Source organism: Salinivibrio sp. PR919 (assembly GCF_001995355.1).
In the GTDB taxonomy this organism is placed as follows: domain Bacteria; phylum Pseudomonadota; class Gammaproteobacteria; order Enterobacterales; family Vibrionaceae; genus Salinivibrio; species Salinivibrio proteolyticus.
Genome location: NZ_MUFL01000014.1, coordinates 18,637 through 34,563, shown reverse-complemented (window position 1 = coordinate 34,563; position 15,927 = coordinate 18,637). Strand labels below are relative to the sequence as shown.

10 protein-coding genes are annotated in these 15,927 nt (G+C 53.1%); 6 read left to right on the top strand and 4 right to left on the bottom strand.

Annotated features, from left to right (window positions below; all coding sequences use genetic code 11):
* The first annotated feature begins 6 nt into the window (after positions 1–6).
* The 3 genes from imuA to BZG83_RS04310 are packed head-to-tail and all read left to right on the top strand — an operon-like array spanning position 7 to position 5,179.
* Positions 7–699 (top strand): translesion DNA synthesis-associated protein ImuA, encoded by a 693-nt coding sequence (imuA, locus tag BZG83_RS04320; protein WP_077479499.1) that lies wholly within the window; start codon positions 7–9, stop codon positions 697–699.
* Positions 699–2,102, top strand: a complete 1,404-nt coding sequence (locus BZG83_RS04315) for a Y-family DNA polymerase (RefSeq protein WP_077479498.1) — start codon at positions 699–701, stop codon at positions 2,100–2,102. Before imuA ends, BZG83_RS04315 begins: the two co-directional genes overlap by 1 nt.
* 11 nt (positions 2,103–2,113) lie before the next feature.
* Positions 2,114–5,179 (top strand): error-prone DNA polymerase, encoded by a 3,066-nt coding sequence (locus BZG83_RS04310; protein WP_077479497.1) that lies wholly within the window; start codon positions 2,114–2,116, stop codon positions 5,177–5,179.
* Here the strand turns inward: BZG83_RS04310 and BZG83_RS04305 are convergent.
* From BZG83_RS04305 to BZG83_RS04290, 4 genes are all read right to left on the bottom strand, one after another.
* Positions 5,176–6,426 carry a multifunctional CCA addition/repair protein gene (locus BZG83_RS04305; RefSeq protein ID WP_077479496.1) on the bottom strand — a complete coding sequence of 417 codons (1,251 nt, stop codon included), beginning with the start codon at positions 6,424–6,426 and terminating at the stop codon, positions 5,176–5,178. The genes BZG83_RS04310 and BZG83_RS04305 overlap by 4 nt on opposite strands.
* 166 nt (positions 6,427–6,592) lie before the next feature.
* On the bottom strand, positions 6,593–7,204 hold the full coding sequence (locus tag BZG83_RS04300) for a TIGR04211 family SH3 domain-containing protein (RefSeq protein ID WP_069590822.1): 612 nt from the start codon (positions 7,202–7,204) through the stop codon (positions 6,593–6,595).
* A gap of 128 nt (positions 7,205–7,332) precedes the next feature.
* Positions 7,333–8,589, bottom strand: a complete 1,257-nt coding sequence (locus BZG83_RS04295) for an inorganic phosphate transporter (protein WP_077479495.1) — start codon at positions 8,587–8,589, stop codon at positions 7,333–7,335.
* Between the two features lie 28 nt (positions 8,590–8,617).
* A complete protein-coding gene (locus BZG83_RS04290) occupies positions 8,618–9,298 on the bottom strand; it encodes a TIGR00153 family protein (protein WP_069590816.1) in 681 nt (226 codons plus the stop codon).
* A 222-nt stretch (positions 9,299–9,520) separates the two neighbouring features.
* On the opposite strand from BZG83_RS04290, the gene BZG83_RS04285 reads away from it, so the two are divergent.
* The 3 genes from BZG83_RS04285 (at position 9,521) to glnE (ending at position 15,927) form a co-directional block, all read left to right on the top strand.
* Positions 9,521–11,044 (top strand): CYTH and CHAD domain-containing protein, encoded by a 1,524-nt coding sequence (locus BZG83_RS04285; RefSeq protein ID WP_077479494.1) that lies wholly within the window; start codon positions 9,521–9,523, stop codon positions 11,042–11,044.
* 339 nt (positions 11,045–11,383) lie between these two features.
* On the top strand, positions 11,384–12,985 hold the full coding sequence (locus BZG83_RS04280; RefSeq protein ID WP_077479493.1) for a methyl-accepting chemotaxis protein: 1,602 nt from the start codon (positions 11,384–11,386) through the stop codon (positions 12,983–12,985).
* Between the two features lie 92 nt (positions 12,986–13,077).
* Positions 13,078–15,927, top strand: coding sequence for a bifunctional [glutamate--ammonia ligase]-adenylyl-L-tyrosine phosphorylase/[glutamate--ammonia-ligase] adenylyltransferase (glnE, locus tag BZG83_RS04275; protein WP_077479492.1), 2,850 nt, complete (start codon positions 13,078–13,080; stop codon positions 15,925–15,927).

The following is a 15,927-nucleotide window of genomic DNA, read 5'->3' as shown; positions in this document are numbered from 1 at the left end:
ATTTTGATGATGAAAACACTCGACCAATTAGCCCAACAACACGGCCTATGGCGCGCCAGTCAGCGGCCGTTAATGGCGGAATTACCCGATAAAAAAGCGACCGGTTATAGCGCCTTTGATCAGTACCTTGGTGGACTCCCGTCTCCAGGTGTGACAGATATCATCAGTGACTATGGTGTCGGTGAGTTGCGGCTGGTGTTACCGGCGTTGTATCACGCCAGCGGCCAACAGGTGGTGTGGATTCGTCCACCGGTTGGACTCAACGCAGCGATGCTACATCAGCAAGGCTATTCCACAGACAACACCTTGTTGGTGTCCCCCAAAAGCGATCAAGATGCGCTGTGGGCCGCTGAGCAAGCGGCGCGCAGTGGCGCGTGTCAGGCGGTAGTGTTATGGCCATCTTCGCTCACGGTGGGACAAGTTAAGCGCCTAAAACTGGCGGCTGAACATGGCCAATGTGCGGTGGTGCTGTTGCGCCGCCAGCAGACGTACTCATTGACCTTGCCGGTCGATTTAAGCGTGGCGCTGGCCCCTTCTGCATGTGGCGTGACGGTCACGGTGCGCTATTGTCGCGGCCAATGGCCACCGGCCCCGTTTACTCTTGATTGGCGCACGCAATGGCCCGCGTTGGTAACCTGGCCGAGCAACGCTGAGAATTTGCTTGCCTTTCCCTTACGACAACAGCGGGAGCAAGCGTAATGTCATTGTGGCTGTATCTGCATTGCCCGAGCTTGCTGTTAGATAGCCTTTATGCGCCGTCATCGGTGCAAGCGGTGGGGCTGGTTAGCGAGCAAGAAGGCCGTTTAGTGCAGCTCTCTGTAGCGGCTAGCACGCACGGTCTGAATACCGGTATGGGATTAGGGGCAGCAGCGCTTATTTGTCATCAGCTCGCGGTCTACCCTTATTGCGCGGTGAAAGAGCAGTCCGCGCTTGAGCAGCTCGCCACACAGCTTTATCCGCTGGTCGCAGAAATCAGCCTCAATCCCCCTAAAGGTTTATGGCTACACGTGTCACCGATGTTGGCCTTATATCAGGGATTTCCTCCGCTATGGCAGGCCGTGACTCAAACGCTGGTGGAAAGTGGTATCCGTTATCAGGCCGGGGTGGGCCAAACGCCGCGTGCCGCCGAGCTTATGGCGTATGGACACGCGGGCAAGGTTAGTGTCGACCCCGAGCACTTACAGGCGGCTTTGCAGCAACTGCCGTTGGCTGCAGCCCCTTTACCAGAGGCGGTGAAAACCCAGTTTACGCGTCTGGGCCTCTCTCAGTTAGGAGATCTTATCGCCTTGCCCACCGCTTCGCTGACGCGACGTTTTCCGCGCTCTGTGGTGGATTATCTTGCTGAAGTCAGTGGCGATAAGCCGACGCCGCTGCGTTATTTTCAGCCACCGCTGCAATTTTTTCAGCAACGGGTTTTATTGTTTGAGCTCAGTGAGCAAGCCCATTTATTGCCCATTATCGAGAATCTCGTCTCGGCACTGTGCCGCTTTCTTGAGCAGCGTAGTGCCTGCACCCCCGCGCTAACGTTGGGCTTTAGCTTGCGTGATGGATGTGAAGAAACCTTGCCGGTGATGGCCGCGCATGGCGAGAAAGACGTCGAGCGCTGGATGGCATTGGTGCGTTTACGGCTGACGTCATGGCAAGTGAGCCAGCCAGTGACGGCAGTGAGTGTGCGCGCCACGCAAATTGATTGCCACCAGCCTGGACAAACCGATCTCTTTAGCGCGCAGCAAGGCGAGCAAAACCGTGATGAGTTGGTCGCGACACTGGCAGCCCGACTCGGGGAGGAGGCGGTTATGCGGTTAGCGTATGTGGATCATCACCGTCCCGAGGCGGCCAGCCAACATGTCCCCCATCATCATAGCGCCACGCCGACGGCCTCGGCACCTACGCGCCCACGTCCAAGTTTATTGTTGCCGCAACCCACACCACTGATTGGTAAGGTCACCTTACGTGAAGGGCCGGAGCGGATTGTCACGGGGTGGTGGGAAGGTGCGCCTATCCAGCGCGATTACTTTATTGCCCAAAACGCCCAGCAACAATGGCTGTGGGTGTTTCGCACGCCAGAGCAAACTTGGTTTTTACACGGCTGGTTTAGTTAGACGGTGAAGCGATGAGTACGTATGCCGAGCTGGTATGTTGCAGCAATTTCTCCTTTCTTGAGGGCGCCTCACACCCGGAAGAGCTGGTGGCGCAAGCGGCAGCATTGGGCTATCAAGCGCTTGCGATCACCGATGAATGCTCGGTCGCAGGAGTGGTGCGTGCGTATCAAGCCCAGCGTGATTATCCGCAGCTTTCGCTGATCATTGGCAGTCGCTTTCGCCTGCAGGCGTTGGATGTTGTTCTACTGTGTCCTACCCAAGCGGCTTACCAAGAGCTGTGTCGGATTATCACCAATGCGCGGCGGCGCAGTCACAAAGGCGACTACCAGCTGAGCGAGTGGGACTTGATGTCGGTGCGTCATGGCTTGGTGCTATGGCTACCTCATGGTACGGAGAGTGATCATCACTGGGCAAAATGGCTGTTACGTTATCATGGCGAGCGCTTGTATCTGGCCGTGCGGCGCGATCTAGCGGATAACGACCATCCGTATCTGGCACACTGTCGCATGCTGGCAAGCCAGTATGAGCTTCGTGTGACAGCGTGTGGTGATGTGTTGATGCATCACCCTGAGCGGCTGGCGTTACATCATACCTTAACGGCGATTCGGCATCGCCAGCCTGTCGCTGAATTGGGAAGGACGTTATTACCCAATGCAGAGCGCGCCTTACGCCCGCTGTCTAAACTACGCTCTCTATTCCCCCCTGAGTGGCTGGCGGAAAGTGCCCACATTGCCGCTCAGTGTCAGTTTTCCTTGGCGAGCTTGAAATACAGCTACCCCAAAGAAGTGGTGCCGACTGGCGAGCCTGCGATGGCCTATCTGCGTGAGGCGGTCAAGCAAGGCGCACAGCAGCGCTTCCCTAAGGGCGTGCCTCGTGACGTGGGAGCCATCATTGAAAAAGAGCTCGCGCTTATCGAGGCGCTCGATTATCCGTATTACTTTTTGACTATTTACGATCTGGTGCGCTTTGCCCAATCGCGTGGGATCTTATACCAAGGGCGCGGATCGGCGGCGAACTCGGTAGTGTGTTATTGCTTAGGGATCACCGCGGTGGATCCATGCAAAGTCGATGTGCTGTTTGAGCGCTTTATTAGCAAAGAGCGCGACGAGCCGCCGGATATTGATGTGGACTTTGAGCACCAGCGCCGTGAAGAAGTGATCCAGTATTTGTATCAAAAATATGGCCGAGAGCGGACCGCCTTAGCGGCAACCGTGATCCGTTATCGGCTGAAAAGTGCATTGCGCGATGTGGGCAAAGCGTTGTCGAGCCCCGCTAGCCAGATTGATTTTTTTATTCAAAACCTCAATCGGCGCGATAAAACCCAGCCTTGGACGCAGCAACTTCAGCACTTGGGCCTCGATCCTAAAAGCGCGAAAAGCCAACAATGGCTGTCGCTTACCCAGACATTGATCGGTTTTCCGCGCCACCTTTCTCAGCATGTCGGCGGCTTTGTGATTGCGGATGGGCCTTTGTATGAGTTGGTGCCGGTGGAAAATGCGGCGATGGCAGAGCGGACGGTGATCCAGTGGGATAAAGACGATCTGGAAACGCTGCATCTGATGAAAGTCGACGTACTGGCGCTGGGCATGCTCACTGCGATTCGGCGTACCTTTGATTTGATTGCCCAAACCGGTGGCCCTCGCTTGAGTTTGGCGGCGATCACCCAACAAGGCGACGATCCGGCGGTGTTTGCGCGTATTCAGCACGCCGATACCGTGGGAGTGTTTCAAATTGAGTCACGGGCACAAATGAGTATGCTGCCGCGGCTCAAACCGGCTTGTTATTATGATTTGGTCATTCAAATTGCCATTGTCCGCCCGGGGCCGATTCAAGGCGACATGGTGCATCCGTATTTACAGCGACGCGACGGGAAAGAAGCAGTGAGCTACCCGTCCAAAGCGGTTGAGCAAGTGCTAGCTCGTACGCTCGGGGTGCCCATCTTTCAAGAGCAGGTGATCAAACTGGCGATGGTGGCGGCCGGTTTTTCCGGTGGGGAAGCAGATCAGCTGCGTCGTGCGATGGCCGCTTGGAAAAAAAAGGGCGGACTGGCGCCGTTTCGCGACAAATTGATCGCAGGGATGACTGCGCGAGGCTATCGCGCCGACTTTGCCGAGCAGCTTTACCGGCAAATCTGTGGGTTTGGTGATTATGGCTTTCCTGAGAGCCACTCGGCTTCGTTTGCGGTTTTGGCCTATGTATCAGCGTGGCTAAAGCATTATTATCCCGCCGCGTTTTATACCGGCTTGCTTAACAGCCAGCCGATGGGTTTTTACTCACCGTCACAATTGATGCAAGACGCCACGCGCCACCAAGTGCCTGTGTTACCGGTTTGTGTGCAACACTCGGGGGCGGATCATTATTTAGAAAAGGTCGGCGATCAGTGGGGTGTGCGGCTGGGGTTGCGGTTAGTCAAAGGGTTGAGTGCGGCGGCAATAGACCGATTGCTGGCCCATCGCCCAGAGACGGGGTTTGCGTCTTTGTCGGCACTGCAAGGGATAAATCTTGACCGCGATGCCTATCAAGCCCTAGCCAGTAGTGGCGCACTGGCATCGCTGGCTGGCAATCGCTATCAGGCGCGCTGGGCGCTGATGGATCAGCAGCGGCAACTACCGCTACTGGCCGCCAGTGACGATGAGGTGGCGTTGCCTCACTCGCCTTCCCAATGGCAGAACGTGATTGAAGATTACGCGGCCATGGGGCTGTCGCTCACTGATCATCCCATTCGTTTGATGGCGCAAGCCGGTACGTTGGGGCGTTTTACCCGTGGTGTTGAGTTATCACAGTGTGCGCCACAAAGCTGGGTCGCGGTAGCGGGTGTGGTGACGGGCAAGCAATCCCCCGGTACCGCCAGTGGCGTGACCTTTGTCACCTTGGAAGACGAGACGGGCAATATCAATGTGGTGGTTTGGGCGGGGACGGCACGGGCGCAATCCCGTGCTTTTATGCAAGCCAAGGTGTTGAAAGTGCATGGCATTGTCGAGCGGCAAGGCGAGGTGGTGCACGTGATTGCCGGTAAGTTGATTGACCTGACTCCGACGCTCACCACCTTGTCGGTGGCCGCGCGAGAATTCCGTTAACGCGATGCGCTAACCGCGTCGGGACAGGCGGGCGCCGGACACGCGGCCACCGCTTGAATACGCTGGCGATGCAGCTCATCACGAATCGCCGCGCCTTTAAAGCCGGCGTCGACAATCGGCTTAACGTCTACCTGTTGCGCGCAAGCAAAGCGCTCGCGTAAGGCATCGGCTTGTGGATAGTGATAGTTTTCACGCCCCTTGCGGCCACGCACATCAGCTAAACACGCCAAGGCCAATTGCTCGACCCGTTCGGGTTTGCGCCACGCATCGATTTGATTAAATAGCGCCACCCAATGCTCAGGACTGAGTTGATCGCACTTGTGAATTTTGGAGTGGTGCGCACTGACCACCAAGGCCAAATCCCGATAAGCGTTGGGGATACGTAGTCGCTCGCACAGATCTTTAATCACGGGCAGCCCGCGATCGCCGTGGCCGCGATGGCCGGGCAAAATAGAGGCTGGGGTGAGGGCCTTACCGAGATCATGGACTTGTGCGGCAAAGCGGATGGCTTTGTCGTCGGTCAATGAGGCGGCATAACGGCTGACCATTTCCGTGTGGACGCCGGTATCGATTTCAGGGTGCCAGTTGGCTGGGTTTGGCACGCCGTACAGGGCGTCGATTTCAGGAAGCACCACCGCTAGGGCACCGCAATCGCGCAGCACAGCAAGAAACACATCGGGACAATCACTGCCAAGCGCTTTCTCCCACTCGCGCCAAATCCGCTCAGGGGTGAGGTGGGCGAGCTCGCCCTTGGCGACCATCGTCTTCATCAGCGTGAGAGTGTCATCGGCAAGGGTAAAGCCGAGCGGCGCAAAACGAGCGGCAAACCGTGCCACCCTGAGTACCCGCAATGGATCTTCGCTAAAGGCGGGCGAGACATGGCGCAAAATCCGGTTGTGTAAATCTTGCTGACCGCCATACGGGTCAATCAAGCTGCCATCTTCGTCTTGGGCAATGGCGTTGATGGTGAGATCGCGGCGCTGAAGGTCCGCTTCCAGTGAGATATCTGGTGAGAAGTCGCAAATAAACCCGGTGTAGCCTTGGCCTGATTTACGCTCGGTACGGGCGAGGGCATATTCTTCGTGTGTGGTGGGGTGTAAAAACACGGGGAAGTCTTGGCCGACTTGCTGGTAACCGGCCGCTTGCATTTGCTCGACGGTCGCACCCACGACCACCCAATCTTTATCTGTGACCGGCAAGCCTAATAGCGCATCACGTACTGCTCCGCCGACAAGATAATGTTTCACACGAGACTCCTTGTTTGGATTAACCTTGGAATCCGGCATGGCAACCATGCTGACTCCGATTTCTTTTCCAAGTATACATATTGAAATGCAGCACGGATATTTTGTGCCTGAAAATTGGCGTGGCGGTTGCAATAAAAAAGGCCGCCGAGGCAGCCTTTTTCAGTCATTATGCCCAGCCGTCACGGCGACGTTTTTTACGTGGGATAAGATGTGGCAGCACAAGGCCAAACAGTAAGCCGCCGCCAGCCACCATACCGCCGTAGGTAAACCAGCGCATCAGCAGGTCGTCTTTTTGGGTATCAATCTTGGCGCGCAGTGCACGAATTTCACTTTGTGCCTCAATCAACTTCTTATTGAGATCGCTGCTGTGTGCTTCCAGCTTGGAAATTTGTTCGTTGCGTTTTGCTAGCGATTCAACCAAGCCTTTTTGTTGTGCTTTGGCATCATCTTGGGCGCTTGCCAGCGCGGATTTAACCCTTTTCAGCTCCGCTTCTAGTGCAGGCAGTCGCTCTTTTAAGCCCGGTTGCGTGGTGACGTAATCACTTTTTACCCAGCCTTTACGGCCACGGCTATCAACCACTTGGGTATAACCAGCATCGCGGTCGCGGCTTAATACGGTGATTTTATCGCCCGCATCGACGCTACCAATAATGCGATATTGTGTACCTGGACCAGAATGCATGTAGGTAAACAATTCGTCGGAAATATAGTTTTCTGCCATTGCACGGGGGGCCACAAGTACAATCAGCAACATAAGAGCAGAATACAGGTGTTTCACGTCTGGGGTCCTTTGCGTTTTTTCAGTATGGTACACATCGCCTTTGTTGCGCATAGTGCCATAGGCCAAAAGGAAAGGGGAGCCATGCTCCCCTTTTTTTGACCGTGATTTGACATCACTCGCTCAGTTTACGCAAATGCAGCGGTCATCACATGGTAAAAGATCACAGCTAGCAAGGCGCCAGCCGGTAGCGTGATAAGCCAAGAGGCGACAATGTTACGCACTACGCCTAAATTGAGTGCGGCAATACCACGGGCAAAGCCGACGCCGAGCACCGCTCCCACCAAGGTTTGGGTGGTCGAGATAGGCAGGCCTGTTCCTGAAGCGACGACGACGGTACTTGCGGTCGCCAATTGTGCAGCAAAACCGCGGCTTGGGGTGAGTTCAGTAATGCCTGATCCCACGGTGGCCATCACGCGGTGTCCGAGTGTAGCCAAACCGACTACGATCCCGATGCCGCCCATAGGCAGAATCCACCAAGCGATATGGGTTTTCTCAGCCACTTCCCCTAGGTTTTGTACCGTGGCCACAATCGCAGACAGAGGACCAATCGCGTTAGCCACATCATTAGAACCATGAGCGAATGCCATTGCACAGGCGGTGACGACCATCAACAAGCTGAAAATACGTTCAACGCCTTGAAAGCCTTGATTCTCGTCGCCGCGATACTTACGGGAAATATAGTACACCCCATAGAACATAATCAGCGCAGAGAGCACGATAGACGCGCTAATGGCCTCAAAGGCGGAGAGGTGAAGACCAACGTGTTTGAGGCCTTTTTTAATGGTTACCATCGCGATGATAAACGCAGTGATAAACATATAAATGGGAACAAAGCGTTTGGCGTTTAGCACCGGATGATCGGTATCGAAGATAAGGCGTTGTGCACTGAGGAAGATGAGGTAGGCAAAGATGCCCGAGATAAGCGGTGTGATAATCCAACTGCCCACAATGCTTTGTACGGTGTGCCAATCCACCGCCTCAGAGCCGACAGACAGGCAGGCAAAGCCAATGATGGCGCCGATGATAGAGTGGGTCGTCGATACTGGCCAGCCCATGTATGAGGCAAGGAGTAACCAAGTGCCAGCCGCCAGCAGGGCTGACATCATACCAAACACCAACTCAAGCGGTTGATCCGCGTAGAGTGCGGTGTCAATTACCCCCTTTCGGATGGTGTCTGTTACCTCGCCGCCAGCAAGATAAGCGCCAGCAAATTCAAAAATCATGGCAACAATAATGGCTTGTTTCACGGTCAGCGCTTTAGAGCCGACCGACGTGCCCATTGCATTGGCGACGTCGTTGGCGCCGATACCAATTGCCATTAAAAAACCAAAAGCCGCGGCGACCATAATTAAAATGGTCCCGTGATTCATCAGGATTTCCATTGTAGTACCTTGTTATTACATCACTCGGTTAGGAACGGGAAAGCATCACCTCTAAGCGCGCGCCAACACGCTGCGCTTGATCGGCGATTTCACCGACCCACTCAAGGATTTTGTACAAGAACATGACGTCGACCGGGTTATATTCGTGTTCGACAGCCATCAATGCTTGGCGAAGTTGGATTTGCATGGAGTCGGTATCGTCTTCAATCACATCCAACTGATGAATCATTTCTGCCACCAAGGTCACTTCGCGGCCTTTGAACCCAGTTTCTAGTAACTCTTCCAGTTCATTGATCACACGGCGTGCTTGATCGGCTGCATCCAAACAACGCTGGACGTAGGCGATAAAGGCATCATTCATCGAGGGGGGCATACGGAGCTGACGGCCAATCACGCGGCCAGCGATATCCTTTGCCAAGTTTGCCAACTTATCCTGTTGGGTGAGCAGCTCCAGCATGTCTGTCCGATCAACAGGCATAAAGAGACCGCGGGGAAGTTTGAGTCGTATATTGCGTTTCAGTGTATCTGCGTCTTTCTCAATATCAGAAATTTGCTGACGCAGTTGGTTAGCCTGTTCCCAATCTTGACGCTCACAGGCGTTAAAAAAAGGAATGAGTAACGCACAGCAATCGTTCACACGATTAACATGGCGTTGTAAGGGTTTAATTGGGCTTTTTGCAAACAGCCCGACAATTGTATTTACTGGCATAGCCGTAATCTACCTGGTTGCCTCGTGCCCAAAGGGCAAAATGGAGGCCAAACGTTCAACGATGGTATATCGGAGCGGCGAATGGTAGCGCAGAACATTGGTTAAAGAAACAGCTTTTGTGATCTCACCCTCATTGCGCCTGATCAAGCCTGATAACTCCAGTACTTGCCGACAGGATCAATTGTTCATATCCTTGTCTGGCAATTGGCTATAGGTACCCGTATGGACACTGAGATAGAGCTCAAGTTTTTTGTCTCTTCTGACTTCTCTCACCGCATTCGCGATAAAATTGTCGGTGTAAAGCAGCTACAGCAGAGCCAGCGCGAGCTGGGAAACATCTACTTTGATACGCCAGATTTTACCCTACGCAAACACGATATCGGTTTGCGGGTGCGCCGCTTTGACGGCGTTTACATTCAAACGCTGAAAACGGCGGGCCGGGTGGTCGCAGGGCTACATCAACGCCCTGAGTACAACGCCGAGCTTAACGGACCTGAGCCGGACCTTTCTTTGATCCCGGTCGAAGCATGGCCCGATGGATTAGATATACAAGCGCTTGCGAGTCAACTTCAGCCGCTATTTTCGACTGATTTTGTGCGCCGTCAGTGGCTTTTGGCGACCGAAGACGGCAGCCAGATCGAACTGGCCTGTGATCAAGGCGAAGTGTCGACGGATGCGGGTGATAAAGACGTGATTTCTGAGGTTGAACTGGAGTTGATTTCTGGTCAAACCGATGCATTGTTCTCACTGGCGCGTAACTTGGCTGATGAAGGCGGCGTGCGTCTTGGTAATTTAAGTAAGGCTGCGCGTGGCTATCGTTTAGCAACGGGTTACCAAGGCGATCCGGTCACGGCACTATCGATTGTGAAGTTACGTGATGACGACTCTCAAGAGAAAGCGCTGATCCGTATTTTGGAGCATGCGCTGAGCCATTGGCATTACCATGAGCAAATCTACATTGAGCGAGAATCGCTCGATGCGCTGCAAGAAATTCGCTACGCGGTATTACTGATCCGTCAAGCGCTTGCGTTGTTTGGTAGCGTGGTGCCTCGCCGTGCTAGCACCCTTTTGCGCCAAGAGCTGCAATGGTTTGAAGGCGAGCTAGCTTGGCTTGACCATGCCACTGCCATTGCTCGTTTATGCGAAGATAAGGGGCAATATTTACGCAAACTTAATGCCCGTAAATCCTTGGTTAAGGCACTGAAAGACAAGCACGAAACCTTGCCTGAGCGAGAAGACGTGGTTGCGCTACTCCATGCGTCACGTTACTGCAACTTGCTGTTGGATTTAAGTCGGTGGATTTTATCCAAAGGATGGCAGCCTTTCCTAGATGACAAAGCGGAAGAAAAGCTTGCCCAGCCTATCCAGCAATTTGCCGACAAAGCCTTGCCTGATTCTTGGCAAGAGCTGTTGGCGGTTTTTGATGAGACCAAAACCCTGACGCGGCACGACTATTTTGATCAGTATCCAAGACTGCAACGCAACTTGTTACTGGGTACCTGCCTCGCGTCTTTGTTTGATAAAAGCCGGCGTAAAGCGTTCCGCCTGCCTTGGCTGGATATGTTGCAAGGCATTGAAGAGCTGCGTCTACTCGAGCCTGTGCGTGAACTGGTGGCAGAGTTGGATGACGACGAAGATAAGAAGCAAGCAGAAAAATGGTTGGCGCGTAAAGAAGAGTCGTTATTACACGCGATGACGCAAAGTCGACAAACAGGCCTGACGCTTACCCMCTATTGGCAAGATTAAATGCCTTCTTATAAAAGCAGCTCAAGGAGCTGCTTTTTTTATACTGCGTGTGCGATCGCAAATTGAATAACGATCTTCTCCAAGCGGAAAGAAACGCAATCTACATCAAAACGCTAGGTTACTCGGTTAGTTATAACCGCGCGGTGAGGTATCAGGGGCATCTGTTGTGCTGATTAACTTATCATTATTGAATATGGATGTGGGCAATTATCACAAATAAGGTAAACAAGGGTTTAGTCATCGCCGGATTTACCGATATAACGAATTGTCGAGAATAATTATCGCCCGCCTCGTAGGGTCGCGAGTCAGCATTGATGTGGGCATGGAGTGTGCAGGATTATGGCGAAACATAGCTTCTATGCATGGGAAAAACCAGTAACCAATCTGCGTTTAGTTCCCAAGCTGGTTATTTTGATGGTATTTAGCACCGTGTTGTTGGTGGGTAAGCAATTATGGGATGCACAAACATTCCGTCAATCTGTGGTGGATTTTACCCTCAAACAGACACAAGAATTGGCGCGCTCGGGCGCTGCCATGACCAAAGCATTGATGGCACAGCCTGACGGTGAGCGGCTGATGCGAGAAGCGGTCGAGAGTATGAATGCCGAGTTTAACGAAGGTGCCTATTTGTACTTGGTGAATGRTAAAAAGCGTCAGGTGTGGGCACATCCTTCAATGACCCAATTCGCTGAGCTACGCGTGCCAGATGATCACCAAGATAGCGACGTGGCTGACCTATTTCTCAATCAATCCAGCGCATTCAGCTATACGGTGTATGACGGTGCACGACATGGTTATGCGGTGCCTGTTGCCGGCAGTGATTGGTGGATTGTTGCCTCTCAGCCAACGTCGGAAGCCCAGTCGTATTATCACGACTATATGATCCAAATAGCTTGGCAGACGGCACTGATGATTATCTCCTTTATGGTCATTTTGCTGGGTGGCTCCAATATTATGCTGCGGCAAATCAATTACCTCACCGATAGAATTCGAGCCTTGGCGCAGCGAGATTTAAGCGAGCCAATCGAAATGAACAGCCGTGATGAGTTTGGCGATCTGGCGCGTGAGCTCGAGACCTCTCGCCAACAACTGGTGGATGTGATTGATGCACAGCGTCAAGCCGCTGATGAGTTATCCTCGTTAGCAGAGATTATGACCATCAGTATGGCGGAGACAAAAGAATCTGCGCAGGAACAGTTTGCCGAAATCGATCAGCTTGCTTCAGCGATGAGTGAGATGAGTGCCACGGTGCAGAATGTGGCTGAACATACGCGTGAAGCCTCGAAAGCCACTGAAGCGTCGAATGAACAGGCGGCAAGTGGTCAGCGCTATGTGGGAACGACCATCAACACCATCAACGAGTTGTCTAGCGACATTAGTCAGTCCTCACACGTAGTGAGCCAAGTTGAATCGCAAGTGGAAAAAATTGGCACTGTGGTTGTCACTATCCAAGGGATTTCTGAGCAGACCAATTTGCTGGCTCTCAATGCCGCAATAGAAGCGGCGCGTGCTGGGGATAGCGGACGTGGATTTGCGGTGGTTGCCGATGAAGTGCGTAAGTTGGCACAACATACCCAAGAGGCGACGGTGGAGATTCAGGATATGATCACCCAATTGCAGCAAAGTGCACAACAAGCAGTGAGCTTGATGGAGCGTAGTGTGAGTGAGGCTGATAGCAGTGTTGATTCGGTCAGCYAAGCGGGCGGGGAACTCGATCAAATCGTGGCGCAGATCCGTTCTCTCAATGATATGAATTTCCAAATTGCTTCGTCGTCTGAGCAACAAGCTTCGGTCGCGGGTGAAATGAACCAAAATCTCACCAACGTGAAAGAGCTGGTGCAAGCTTCTGTGACCGTGGTCACCGAGTTGCATGAAACTGCAGAAATGGTGGAGCAAAGTGCCCAATCGCTTAATGAAAAAATTGGCGCATTCAAGATTTAATCGACGCGTTTTTCACACTCTGGAACGGCCCGCTGCGCATGCGGGCCGTTTTTTGTTAATGTCAAAGCAGGATAGCGCAACAAGGAATCACCATGGCTTTGCCTGATATGCTTGCCCCAACCATCAATCATCATACCTCCCAGCTTGAAGCGCACTGTGCAGACGCATWGGCGCGCTGGCAAGATAGTGCCCTCGAGCAACTCGAGCGGGCGCTTGGATGCAGTGAATTTATTGCGGCCGCCCTATTACAGCAAGCCGGTTTATTGGACTGGTTATACCAACATCGTGATGATCCATGTCGCGCGAGTCAGTACCCATCCTTATTAGCCCAAGCACTTGAATCGGTTAACGATGAAGCCGCGTTCCATCGCGTGTTGCGTCAGGTGCGCCAACAAGAGCTGGTGTGGATTGCTTGGCAAGATATCCAAGGTAATTGGTCAGTAGAACAAAGTTTGCAGCATCTATCGGCATTGGCTGAGGCGCAAATACTGGCCGCCTATCAATGGCTTTATGCGCATTGCATTCAGTCATGGGGCACGCCAATGAATGCGGAAGGTGAGGCGCAACCTATGTTGATCCTTGGCATGGGCAAGCTGGGGGGCGGTGAGCTGAACTTTTCCTCAGACATCGATTTAATTTTTACCTATCCCGACAATGGCGAAACGCAAGGTGCGCGACGCAGTATCGCCAATGCGCAGTTTTTTACCCGATTAGGACAACGTTTGATTAAAGCGCTCGACCAACCGACCGTGGATGGTTTTTGCTATCGGGTTGATATGCGTTTGCGCCCCTTTGGCGATAGTGGTCCTTTAGTGATGAGCTTTGCTGCGCTCGAAGATTACTATCAAGAACAAGGCCGAGATTGGGAGCGTTATGCGATGATCAAAGCGCGGGTGATGGGCAAAGAGCAATACGATTGCTATCAAAGCTTGCGTCAGATGTTGCGCCCGTTTGTCTTTCGTCGCTATATCGACTTTAGTGCCATTCAAGCACTGCGTCGTATGAAGCAGTTGATTCAGCGTGAGGTCCGTCGACGTGGTTTGACGGACAATATTAAATTAGGCGCCGGCGGTATTCGCGAAATTGAGTTTATTGCCCAATCTTTTCAGCTGATCCGCGGGGGCCGAGAGCCGAGTTTGCGTCAGCGGGGCTTGTTAGAGACCTTGGCGGCGCTGGATGAGCTGGCGTTATTACCCGCTAACGATGTGGCGCAGTTGAAGGCCGCGTACCTTTACTTGCGTCGGGTAGAAAACCTGCTGCAAGCGATTGACGATAAACAAACCCAAACCCTTCCTGAGACGGAGCTTGATCGAGCACGTCTGTGTGCGGCGTTAAATGAATCGGATTGGCCATCCTTGGTCGCTAAAATTCACCAGCATATGCATGCGGTCCATCAGGTGTTTTCTGGCTTGATTGGGGATGATGAGCAAGAAGGCGATGCCGACGTTGATAGCGAATATCATGACTTGTGGGCGATGGCGCGGGATCCCGATAATGCGAATTTGATCTTGGCCGATCTTGGCGTGCCGGAGACCAGCATCGCAGATCAATTGCTGAGCTTTAAGCAAGAGCTGGCAAAGCGGACCTTGGGCCCGAGAGGTCGGGATGTGCTAAACCGCCTTATGCCAGTATTACTCAGTAAATTACTGGCGCAGCCTCATCCTGAACGCGTACTGCCGCATATTACTCACTTATTGGTCAATATTGCGACACGCACGACCTACCTTGAGCTTCTGGACGAACACCCTAGCGCCATTGACCAAGTCCTACGCTTATGTGCCGCGAGTCCCTTGGTCGCAGAAAAGCTTGCCCGTTACCCCATGCTGTTGGATGAGCTATTGGATTTAACCCATCTCTATCAACCGTTAGCGCCCGACGCGTATCGGAGTGAGCTTGGGGACTATCTGGCGCGGATCCCGGTTGAAGATATGGAACAGCAGATGGAAGCGGTGCGTCAATTCAAGCAAACCCAGTTACTGAAAATTGCCGCCGCTGATATTGCGGGGGTATTGCCGGTGATGCGAGTGAGTGACCACTTAACCTATTTAGCCGAAGCAATTGTGGAAGCGGTGGTCAATCAAGCGTGGTACCAAATGACCGAAAAATATGGTCAGCCTACGCATTTAACCGACCGTGAAGGGCGCGGCTTTGCCGTGGTCGGCTATGGCAAAGTCGGCGGTTGGGAGTTAGGTTACAACTCCGATTTGGATGTGGTGTTTTTGCATGACTGTCCAAGCCATATAGAAACCGATGGCCGCAAGGTGATCGATGGCCGTCAGTTTTATTTACGACTGGCGCAACGCATTGTGCATCTTTTCTCAACCCGCACGGCATCTGGGGTGTTATATGAAATTGATACCCGTCTGCGTCCCTCGGGTACCTCAGGAATGTTAGTCAGTACCTTGGAAGCGTATGCGGATTACCAGCAAAACGAAGCGTGGACTTGGGAGCATCAGGCGCTAGTGCGTGCGCGCATGATCTATGGCGATCCGTCTTTAAGCCGGGCATTTTCTGAGGTTCGTCAGCGCATTCTTACCATCCCAAGAGACCCAGAGACACTGCGTGAGCAGGTCTCGTCGATGCGAGAGAAAATGCGCCAGCATGCGCACCGACATGACCCAGCCGTGTTTGCGATTAAGCAAGATAAAGGTGGGATCACGGATATTGAGTTTCTGGCGCAGTACTTGGTGTTAAGCCATAGCCAGCAGTATCCGGCCTTAACGCGCTACAGCGATAATGCGCGTATTTTTGAACAAGCCGGAGAGACTGGTGTGATGCCGATATCACAAGCTTTGGCGCTGAAAGAGGCGTATACCGGTATGCGTAATGCGCTTCATCGCAGCCACCTTGCTGGTGAATCAGGGGTGGTGCCTCAAAGCGAATTTGTGACGCAAAGAGAGGTGGTCGAACAGGCTTGGCATCAGTGGTTAGGTCAGCCATAG

Bases quoted from the DNA above. Each gene is read 5' to 3' on its own strand.
- imuA (WP_077479499.1), top strand. From the start codon at position 7: ATGATGAAAACACTCGACCAATTAGCCCAACAACACGGCCTATGGCGC.
- BZG83_RS04315 (WP_077479498.1), top strand. From the start codon at position 699: ATGTCATTGTGGCTGTATCTGCATTGCCCGAGCTTGCTGTTAGATAGC.
- BZG83_RS04310 (WP_077479497.1), top strand. From the start codon at position 2,114: ATGAGTACGTATGCCGAGCTGGTATGTTGCAGCAATTTCTCCTTTCTT.
- BZG83_RS04295 (WP_077479495.1), bottom strand. From the start codon at position 8,589: ATGGAAATCCTGATGAATCACGGGACCATTTTAATTATGGTCGCCGCG.
- BZG83_RS04290 (WP_069590816.1), bottom strand. From the start codon at position 9,298: ATGCCAGTAAATACAATTGTCGGGCTGTTTGCAAAAAGCCCAATTAAA.